At 53.7% G+C, this 10,372-nt stretch carries 7 protein-coding genes and 2 pseudogenes; 2 read left to right on the top strand and 7 right to left on the bottom strand.

What is annotated here, in order from left to right; all coding sequences use genetic code 11:
• Positions 1–194 precede the first annotated feature (194 nt).
• The 7 genes and pseudogenes from ACR0ID_RS17930 to ACR0ID_RS17960 form a co-directional block, all read right to left on the bottom strand.
• Positions 195–1,280: a hypothetical protein gene (locus ACR0ID_RS17930; RefSeq protein ID WP_480607562.1), complete on the bottom strand. Its 1,086-nt coding sequence runs from the start codon at positions 1,278–1,280 to the stop codon at positions 195–197.
• A gap of 27 nt (positions 1,281–1,307) precedes the next feature.
• Entirely contained in the window at positions 1,308–1,541 is a 234-nt protein-coding gene (locus ACR0ID_RS17935) for a hypothetical protein (protein ID WP_480607565.1), read from the bottom strand.
• Positions 1,538–1,828 (bottom strand): hypothetical protein, encoded by a 291-nt coding sequence (locus ACR0ID_RS17940; RefSeq protein ID WP_170342835.1) that lies wholly within the window; start codon positions 1,826–1,828, stop codon positions 1,538–1,540. Before ACR0ID_RS17940 ends, ACR0ID_RS17935 begins: the two co-directional genes overlap by 4 nt.
• A gap of 130 nt (positions 1,829–1,958) precedes the next feature.
• Positions 1,959–2,483 (bottom strand): annotated as a pseudogene (locus ACR0ID_RS17945) (hypothetical protein); the annotation flags it as partial.
• Positions 2,484–2,566: 83 nt separating this feature from the next.
• Positions 2,567–3,004: pseudogene (locus tag ACR0ID_RS17950) on the bottom strand (transposase); the annotation flags it as partial.
• 74 nt (positions 3,005–3,078) lie between these two features.
• A protein-coding gene (locus ACR0ID_RS17955; protein ID WP_480607568.1) for an IS3 family transposase occupies positions 3,079–4,430 on the bottom strand; the annotation gives its coding sequence in 2 pieces (ribosomal slippage) (positions 3,079–4,094 and positions 4,094–4,430; 1,353 coding nt in all).
• Positions 4,431–5,097: 667 nt separating this feature from the next.
• Positions 5,098–5,856, bottom strand: a complete 759-nt coding sequence (locus tag ACR0ID_RS17960; RefSeq protein ID WP_480607570.1) for a DUF4956 domain-containing protein — start codon at positions 5,854–5,856, stop codon at positions 5,098–5,100.
• Between the two features lie 182 nt (positions 5,857–6,038).
• Here ACR0ID_RS17960 and ACR0ID_RS17965 point away from each other — a divergent pair, with 182 nt between their 5' ends.
• Positions 6,039–6,968 carry an SdiA-regulated domain-containing protein gene (locus ACR0ID_RS17965; protein ID WP_480607573.1) on the top strand — a complete coding sequence of 310 codons (930 nt, stop codon included), beginning with the start codon at positions 6,039–6,041 and terminating at the stop codon, positions 6,966–6,968.
• Between the two features lie 220 nt (positions 6,969–7,188).
• Complete coding sequence (locus tag ACR0ID_RS17970) at positions 7,189–8,733, top strand: ShlB/FhaC/HecB family hemolysin secretion/activation protein (RefSeq protein WP_480607576.1); 1,545 nt, start codon at positions 7,189–7,191, stop codon at positions 8,731–8,733.
• The last annotated feature ends 1,639 nt before the right edge of the window (positions 8,734–10,372 follow it).

Below are 10,372 nucleotides of genomic sequence, written 5' to 3' on the forward strand. Positions count from 1 at the left end.
CAGCCTTCTCGTATTGTGACGGCTTCGCAAGTGCAACATAACTCCGCGTGTAGCGAACGACGCAGTGCGGCCGTTAGTCAAAACTCAATGCGGACGACCGCTAAGGGCACCTTGTTCGGCAAAATGTGCTGGTCACAGGTGGGTTTCATAAACCGTTTTTTGCAAGCTGCAGATATTACTGGCGATTGAATCAATTAGCGCTCATGCAGTTGCTCACGCAGCGCAGCAACTGCCGACGGAAGATCGTCCTCGAAACCGGGAATGAAAGCCTGCTGGATCGCAGCATTCAACGCGTCGTCGGCAGCTGCCTCGGCTGCGGTGGAAGATCCGGAAAGGGTCTCGAACTCCTCGAAGGCCTCAAGGACCAGAAGCGGCTCTCGCAGGATGCCCTGAACCGTCATGCTGATCGACATATGTTCGACTTGGTTGTTGTTCTCCGGCGGGCCAACGAATTCAGGTGCAAAGCCGGAAACGCCCCAGATCGATGAGTTGTTCAGTGCGATCCCGGTTTCATATTGCCAGATCGTTCCAACATGGAACCGCGTGGTGAATCCGTGGTTGAACAGCTTGATATGTGTGAGTGGGTTGCGGCGCGAGGACCCCACAATCAATTGCTGCCAGAGGTAGAGCGCCGCCTGCTCCCTTCCGCGAATGTATTCAGAAGTCTCCAGCATGTGCTCCGGCGGAACTATCTCAATCAGTTTGATTGCTGCCTGGAACAGGTCAAGCGCCGTGTCGAGCGCCGTGTCATCAGTGCCGCCCCCTGACATCTCGGCCAGCTTGAAGGCGTGAAACCGGGTGTAGGCGCCGCCGAGCGCTTCAAGGTATGGTTCGCCCTCTACTGACGCAAGCGCGTCGACAACGCGATAAGCATCCCAACCATCTGCGCGCAACTGGTCGGTATCCACGTCCCAGAAGGTCGATGGAATCTGGCGGCCGAAATCACCGGTTCGGAGAGCGAGCACCCTGAGCCCCGCGGCATATTCCATCAGTTGCTGGGATGTGACCACACCGTCATCGAGGCGGGCGAGATGACCGGAGATAGAAATGTCGCCCAGAAGTGGCTTTTCGCTCAGGCCCGCATCTCGCAACGCCTGTTCCACTTGAACTCGGGTCGCCTCGGCAACAGGCGCCGATCCTGTTTCGGCTTTGGAAACTGCGCTACCTTCCAGCCGTTGCTCCGGAAGCCCGAAGAACAGAAACCGAACCTGTGGAACGGCCAGAACGACGACGGCAAGCGCCAGACAGCACAAGGTCCCAGTCCATACCAACCATTTCATAACTCATCCGGCCCCTGTACAACGCGATTATTTCGTAAACGCATCGAAATCGGATGTATCCACATCGGAGACAGCTTCCTGTGCGATCGCATCGTAATCGGTCGCTTTGTTGGTTTCCTCAGCGACCTCGGCTGCAAGCGCAGCCGAGGCCCCGATGGTCGCGGCCGTCCGCACCTCGTCTTCACTGGCGTCGCAGGCGGCTAGCACACTCAGACAGATGACGATTGCCGGTGCCAGAGCTCGTCTATTTTGCGATGTCACTTGGTGTAATCCTCGAACCCTTCGACATTGCCGCCAATGACCGTGCAGTTACCTGCGGCTTGAATTGTCGGCTGGTCCCAGTTGACATTCCAGTTCACGACGATGGTGTCGCCGTTTTCCGAAGCGGGGAACACCGAAATCGCAGCATTGGGCAGATCCGCGAACTCGGGAACTTGCCACAGGTAGTCGTGACAGGTCTTGAGGGCGTTGGTTATCTGCCTGTCAAAGGCTTGGGCAGCATTGGCTGCAACCATCAATGTAAGGCAGGCGCCGATAGTTTTTAGCATTGAAAATGTCCTTTCAGATTTCCATGTCAGCCAACTTAGACCCAAGCTTAGTGCGCCATCAGACTTCGTCAAACAGAATGGGTTCTTTTTGGGCCTTCAATCCTTGCGCTGGACCGACGAGCCAGCACCGCTACTGCTCCTCTTCGCCTTGTTCGGAAAGACCCTTACCCAGCATAGCGTTCACACGGTCGAGTTCCGCGCTCGCTATCTCCCCGATGGAGGTTCCCTTCAGTCCGCCAACTGCGACCATGGCAACCTCCAACGGGTACTCGGCATCGACCAGTGCGACAAGATCCTCGGCATTGCCATCCTCGGTGGTTAGGTCGGTCAGGATGTCGATATAGGCTATTATTGCACCGTTCTGCGCTGGCGAAACCAGTTCCTTTGACGGCAGATCGCTCAATAGTGTTTCGGTGACCAGCGAGACGTATTCCTGCAGCGACATGGCTGTGTCGCCCAGGAGACGACGTTGCGTGTAAACCATCCTGACGCTCTTCCGGTTCAGGACTTCGTCCATGATCTGCGCCGCTGCGTTTTCGACCGAAATCAACCCTCCGACGGGCCGAAAACGTCCGAGCAAGTCCGGGTCTGCAAAAGCATTGAGGCCATGGATGGCTTCACCGGTAAGAAACTCTACGGCTCTCCTCTGCTCTTCAGGGTCTACTGTCCGTCGTCAGGGATATTGGGACAGATGGCCGCCTGAGCTAAGAGAGGATCTGGCTCATCTGGTTGGTTTGATTATGCGGCGGATTTGCGGTGAAGAAAGCGCCGGGTTTCGATGGTCTTTAGTTTGATCCTTTCTCGCTGTTTCAGAATGGTCTGGCCGCGCCCGAAGTAGACATCGGCCGGTGTGAGGTTTTGCAGGCTCTCGTGATAGCGCCGGTGGTTGTAGTGGTCGACGAAAGCATCGATCTGCTGCTGGAGGTCACCGGGCAGATAGTAGTTTTCCAATAAGATGCGGTTTTTGAGAGTCTGGTGCCAGCGCTCGATCTTGCCTTGGGTCTGTGGGTGATATGGCGCGCCTCGGACATGATCCATTTTCTGATCTTCCAGCCATTCGGCAAGCTCACCAGAGATGTAGCTGGACCCGTTGTCGCTGAGCAGGCGTGGTTTGTGCAGCACCGTTGCCTGATCACAGCCTGAGGCTTGCAAGGCGAGGTCCAGTGTGTCGGTCACTGTCCGTCGTCAGGGATATTGGGACAGATGGCCGCCTGAGCTAAGAGAGGATCTGGCTCATCTGGTTGGTTTGATTATGCGGCGGATTTGCGGTGAAGCAAGCGCCGGGTTTCGATGGTCTTTAGTTTGATCCTTTCTCGCTGTTTCAGAATGGTCTGGCCGCGCCCGAAGTAGACATCGGCCGGTGTGAGGTTTTGCAGGCTCTCGTGATAGCGCCGGTGGTTGTAGTGGTCGACGAAAGCATCGATCTGCTGCTGGAGGTCACCGGGCAGATAGTAGTTTTCCAATAAGATGCGGTTTTTGAGAGTCTGGTGCCAGCGCTCGATCTTGCCTTGGGTCTGTGGGTGATATGGCGCGCCTCGGACATGATCCATTTTCTGATCTTCCAGCCATTCGGCAAGCTCACCAGAGATGTAGCTGGACCCGTTGTCGCTGAGCAGGCGTGGTTTGTGCAGCACCGTTGCCTGATCACAGCCTGAGGCTTGCAAGGCGAGGTCCAGTGTGTCGGTCACATCCTCGGTCTTCATCGTCGCACAAAGCTTCCAGGCGATGATGTATCGGCTGTAGTCGTCCAGGATCGTGCTGAGATAGAACCAGCCCCAGCCGATCACCTTCAGATAAGTAAAGTCGGTCTGCCAGAGCTGGTTCGGCCGTGTTGTCTTGTCCTGGAACTCGTCTGCGGCTGACAAAACCACATAGGCTGGGCTGGTGACCAGATCGTAGGACTTGAGGATGCGATAGACCGAAGCCTCGGACACAAAGTACTTTTCTGTGTCGGTGAAGCGGACAGCTAGTTCTCGCGGTGACAACTCGCTTTCCTGCAAAGCCAGACCCTTGATCTTTTCGCGCACGGATTGAGGAATACGGTTCCAGACCCGCGACGGCGTGGGTCTACGATCTTCAAGCGCTTCGGGGCCACCGACAAGATATCGGTCGTACCAGCGATAGAAGGTGGTCTTCGGAATGCCCAGCTTTTCCAAAGTGCGTTTGGTCGGCAGATGCGATTGCTCAACCAAGCGGATGATTTCCAGTTTTTCGGATGCAGGATATCTCATTCGTTGTCGTCCCCATCCGCGATCATGCTTTTTTTGAGCAGGCGCAGTTCCAGGGCTTGTTCTGCCACAACTTCTTTCAGATCGCGGGCTTCACGACGCAGGTCTTTGACCTCGGTCGAGGTCGCGGCACGTGCCGTGTCACCGGCCAGCCGCTTCTTGCCCGCCTCAAGGAATTCTTTGGACCAGCTATAATACAGACTTTGTGCAATACCTTCACGACGGCACAGCTCTGCAATGCTGTCCTCGCCTTTTAGGCCATCCAGAACGATCCTGATCTTCTCTTCTGCGGAATACTGTTTGCGGGTCGCGCGGTGGATGTCTTTTACGACCTTCTCACCGTGGCTCTGCTTGGTTCCGGGTTTCTTTCTCATCTCCACTCCTTGGCGGTTACGATGAGCCAGAAACCCTCTCTTATCAAATCGACCTAAACTGTCCCATTGGTGCTGACGTCAGACAGAAAGAAAAATATACGCAGAGGAATGGACACCGAGAAAGCCAGACGTCGATTTCCTGATTTCGGATGACTACCCGTTCTTCTACGCATTTGAGATGCAGGGTGTAACATTTGCGTCTTTGGATGCAACAACCTTAGGGCCGCTATCCGGTGATCAACAGGACCGACTTGGGGAATTGGGTGCAGACGGAGACCCGATTGTTACTTTCAGTCACCTCCCACTTTGGCCGTTCGCGATCCAGCGCGAACGCGAAATCATCGGTGACCCAACACTTGAAAAAATTTACCTAGAAAGCGGTGTCGTTCTGCATCTGTCAGGCCACCATCATGCCTTCTACCCAGGCTGGAAAGACGGTGTGGCTTATGTTTCCCAAGCTTGTTTGGGAGGTGGCCCGCGACGGCTTATCGGATCAAAAGCCAGATCACCTCACAGCTTCACTCATGTTACGTTCCAGCCAAACGGAAAATTTGGGATAGCAGTATATCGAGGACCTGACTTCGAAAGGTCGGTAAATTTCAAGTCGCTTCCGGAAGAGATCAGATCCCCGAATGCAGTGTTGAAACGTTTGGACCTTGTGAAATGACTAGAGGTTGAGTTTCAGTTCAACTTTTTCAGGAACCAGATCGTTTATCATCTCTTCGATCCGGGCTTCTGAAAGCCCACCCGAGGTGATGAAAAGCAATGAAACGCGAGATTTTCCGGGAACGTGGTGTTTTCTGACCAGCTTCCAGCCAGCGTCTGCGGCCATAGCTTCAATGGCGCCGCTGACATTCAACGAGTGCTCTTCGTCTGAGGCCTTGAGGGAAACTTCGACACCCTTGTTGCGTCCACCTAGCCAAATGAAACACCAACACACAATCGCCACCAGAGTGGCCATCAGCGGCAAGCCCAAACCGACCGCAAGACCAAGAACAGTCACGATTATCATTTCGACAGTGTCCACCGGATCATCGAGATTGGAGCGGAACCTGAGCAACGCTCCGATTCCAAATATGACAAAACCGATCATTGACCCGTGCTGAACCACCAGGAAACCAACTGCCATGCCGATAAGCGCATACAGGAAGAAAAGCCTTGGCATAACTATGTCGCGGACGCTTCTACGGGCTTTACGTCTCACCGGATGATAGACGATCAAGCCAGCCAGAATGATCGTGACGATCACATCGAGAGTAAAGAAATACAGTTCCTGTTTGCCCCGAAACTGTATCCAACGTCGTTCGATAAGTATTTCTGACTCCGAAGCCCCGGCCAGCATCGTCGCAGGGTCGACTTGTGACACCGCAGCACCTGGCAACAGCAGCATCAACAACACGGTCACAAATGTGAGGGTCGTATTCAACTTGTCTTCCTTCCTGCTCACGCCAAAGGCTTACGCTTAACCAAAGGCACATCGTGCCCTATTCAATTCAATCGCAACAGGCGGGATCAGGTAAAGAGATTACAGTGCATTCTTCGGACATCGTATCTGGACTGTGATACGAACGCTGATACAGGGATGTGGTCCAAGCGCGAGAAAATCCAATGTCAGAACACAAGCTGCTTCGGTCGAAACTTGGGTTTTCACGGTGCTTCCCCAAGCTTGGAACACAGGCTTCTTTTGCAAGCGCTACTGTTGCACTTCTGGCATGGATCGAGCTCGCCCATGCCGAGAGTCACGGTTTGACACTCATCGACTCCTTCAAGGTGGCGGATAAATCGGAAGGCTTCTCGGAGCCTTCCGGATTGTCTCTTTCCAACGCCGAAGGCTTCTTGTGGTCTGTAAGTGATGCCGAACCTAAACTGCACCTACTCGGAGTCGACGGGGTATTAGGAAACTCTTTCAAGTTGCCAGCATTGGTAGGATCAGATTTGGAGGGCGTCGCATCACGAAAATATGGGTCTGTTTTGGTACTTCAGGAAACTGACCGATCAATCCTAGTCGTTCACCCAACTGACCCCATTCAACTGACGACAATACCTCTCGCATCTCTTAAAGGTTACCCGACCGCCGCTGAATTACTCGTCGGCAACCCTTTGAATAAGGGACCTGAGGGCATCGCCGTTGACCCGGAATCCGGGCGGGTCTTCGTTGGCATTGAGGGACAACCAAGGTTGTTAATGGTGTTATCGCCAGAGCTAGACGAAATTATTGAGATCATTCCTTTAGCCCGCGATGCAGGTTTTATCTCCGAGCGTGTAGATGATGATGAACTAGATTTGAGCGGCCTGGCATGGTCCCGGTCCTCGCGTTCTCTTTGGATTGTGAGTGACAAAGGCCGTCAGATCTTCATCTACAATCCAGAATCCAAGTCCGTAAAGTCTATCAGTTTGACGTTCACAGAAGATGGAAAACAAAAAGAAGTTAAACATCCCGAAGGGATCGCTCTCGATGAGATCAGAGGGCTTCTCTATATCCTGACAGATGATGCCAAGAAATCGCGGCTTTATGTTTTTGAGCAACCGGAGTTGTGAGGACTGTCCTACTAGTTCTCTACTCTGCGTGGTTGCAAAGCGGGGTTGTGTAAATGAGTGCCGTCTTATGTGCAGCATATTGAGTAATATCTGCGCTCTGTTCGATATGTTTCTAAAAAACATCACCCATCAATATATTCGAATAGCGTCAGGTTCACACATGCGAACCATGTAATAACGTTGGGCTTCAACATGCTCAGTCACCTTAAGGTTATCGATAATGCCCGTATCCAATTCGGTTGTAATTGCGATCATTTGCACTTTAGTGGCCTTTGTTGCAGTTCCAAAATACAGCATTGCCCAAACCTGGGACATCGCATCACAGCACTCTGTCAGCGGCGTAACGGTATATGATACGGATGAGCTGTTAACGTTTGCCGGTCAGTTGGCTTTTGATCGGTCAGGGCGCATCACAGCAGTGGATGTCGCATCAACGATCACGCAGATCTACCGAGAAGATGGTTACTTCTTGGCTGAGGCGTGGCCTGGTCCCGATGGGCAGAGCATAGTTGTTGATGAGGGGCGTATTCAAACCATCGAAATAGAAGGTGTAGATACGCGCACGTTCCAAACCCTAGAAAAGATTTTTCAGCCCCTCACCACCGCATATCCAATAACTCTCAAACGATTTGAGCGGGCGGTTATGCTAGCCGAGGACATACCCGATCTGGACGTGTCGACCGAACTTGATTACCCGGATCAGGCTGGTGCTCGGCTGAGAGTATTGGGAGAACCTCTGCGCAAACAAGCCGGTAGTGCGACACTAGACAACCCTCCACGTGAGCTTGGGGAAGCGCTCAGTTTCTATGTCGTACAAGAGTTTTATTCGACACTGACCGTCGGGGATTTGCTACGATTTGAGGGATCAGGCAATTACAATTGGGACAAAGACGATGAACACTCTTTATGGGGCGCTCTTACCTATCGCACGCCGCTGAACAGCAATGGTTTGTACGGTGAGATCTTCTACGGGAACATAAACGCAAAACGTGACCTCTCGGGGGATTTTGCAAGAACAGATGTTGATGGCGAGAACTTCACCGTCGCGTTGGGTTACCCCGTGATCCGCGATGTGGCCCGCTATGGTTATCTTCTGCTGGATTATCGCCTTTCTGAAGCGGACTCAGTCAGTGGCGGCGTGCCCCTATCCAGTGACGCGAGTGTCGTTGGCCTTACATATCTTTACGGGCAAAACTATCCAAAAGGACAAGCTCTGGAAGCGGGGCTAACCTTATCTTTTGGTGACAATGACAACGACACGACAGACGCGAATTTTGACGACGGGGACTCTTCGTTCTGGCATCTGCGGGGCGGCATCGGATACGAAAGCCCACTAACGGGCTTGTCCTCTAACACAGCTTGGCGCACCGAGATCTGGGGCCAGTTTACAACCGACCGGCTGCCCTCGGTCGAGGAGTACTTCCTTGGTGATCGTTATGCTTTGCGTGGATATCGGTTTGACGAAGTGGACGGTGATTCCGGGATTTCCGCGATTTTCGAAGTGTCTCATTCCTATTTTCCAAGTTCCCAAAGCATTCATCGCTTAACGCCCTTTGTCTTTTTCGACGTAGGTTACATCTCGAACAATGACCCTGCGAGTTTTGAAGTTGACAATGCTACACTGGCCTCGACAGGTCTGGGTTTGGACATTGAGTTTAAGAAAAACCTGTTCCTGTCCGGATACGTCGGTGTCCCTTTGAGAGACGGCCCCTTGACCGACTCTGGCGATCCTGGCGCGTATCTTGCTCTGACAACAAGTTGGTGAGGATGTTATGAAACGGAACCGCATTGCTTTTCTTACTGTAGCTTGTTTGTTTGCAGAACTGGCCGCGACGCAAGTCGTTGCCGGCGGAAATCATTACGGGTGGTGCCGTGGCGTTGGTAATCCGCACCAGTCTAGCCAAGGATGCGGGCAGGCCGGTGGGCAAGGGACAGGCAATCAAATTACCGGCCCAACGCAGCCGGTGGCAAATCAGTTGCCACCTCAGGGAACGCAGCAAACGCCCACGTCCGTTACTGTGCCGGTCCTTGCGCCGGGCGCGGTCCCGAATGCATTTCCCGGTCGGGTTCCTATCGCGACTCCGATAGCGGTGCCCGGTCAAGTTCCAACACCCGTCGTAGCGCCGACCCTAGCTCCACCATTGGTGCCAAATCCGACACCAAACCGGGTTCCTAAAGTCGTTCCCAATCAGGTTCCGCCATTGGCCACCGGGCCTACTGCTGTGCCGCCGCAAGTTCCGACTGCGACTCCCAATCAAGTTCCGATAGCTGTCCCTGGCCAGGTTCCGCCTCAGCCTAATGTGCCGCCCCTTGCGCCAACTGCAACACCAATCCAAATACCAGTCGCCGTTCCGGGTCAGGTCCCGCCTCAGCCTTCCGGTCAAACTACTGTGCCACCGCTCGTCCCAACCGCGACTCCTAATCAGGTTCCCATAGCGGTTCCTGGCCAGGTTCCACAGTTGACACCAAGACCTACGGCAACTCACGTAGCCGTCCCAGGACATAAGAATCCACAAGGTGTCGTGACAATCATGCGCCCTAGGCCGAGGCCAACAACCGGTACTGTTCAGCAACCTGGCTCAACACAAGTGACCCACCATGTAACCCACCAAAGTAATGCCAAGAAACACGATCACGTCGCAGCAACACCTGGACGACATGATCCGCACGACCTACCGAGATTCCGCGACGCGGCAGCCAAGGAAGACTGGGAATGCGTAGCCAGCGGATTTGGACAGCGCCGGTATGATGCTGGACGAGGCGTGTTGCTGAACAACGGAGCGTTGCGGCACCTCGGAAACGTGGACGCAATGGCACGGGATGTACCTGCTCGGCATCCAAAACACTCTGGATGCATTATTTCGGTCAAGCGAAAGCAGCGCTGAAGCTCGCTGGGGAGGTTTTGCTCGGACAATGAGATTAATCGACCAGTAGTTCGTCAATTGTCATCTGGTTAACTGGATTTCGTATTGCCCTTATTCTCTGGCGTTTACGTTGGCTGACGTAGCCCGACAATGCTCCGTACCTAAATTTGCTTCGAATAGGCCAACAATCTAAAGTGCCGCACTTCCTCGAAGAGCCTCCGACCATCTAGGCCGGTCGGATTAGGTAAGCGAAACTTTGAACGGCGACTTTGCAAAGTCAGCTTTCTGCGCATTGCCGTAGTTGGGGCATCGCGCAGCATAGGTTGGTTTGGGCTCCTTGCAGACCTCGATGCTGGTGCAGCACAGGCCCCTGCCCCGCTGTCAGCTGATCACGCAGACGGCCCACAGCCGCCGTCTAACGGTGTGCCCGGATGCTGGGGTGCACCACATTATTTTGTTGAAAAACTCGGGCTTGATCGGTTGGTAAGTTGCTGATTCAATTCTTCCTAAAGGGAGGGATCAGCCATGATGGGACCGAGA

The organism is Ruegeria sp. AL2, from assembly GCF_056540845.1.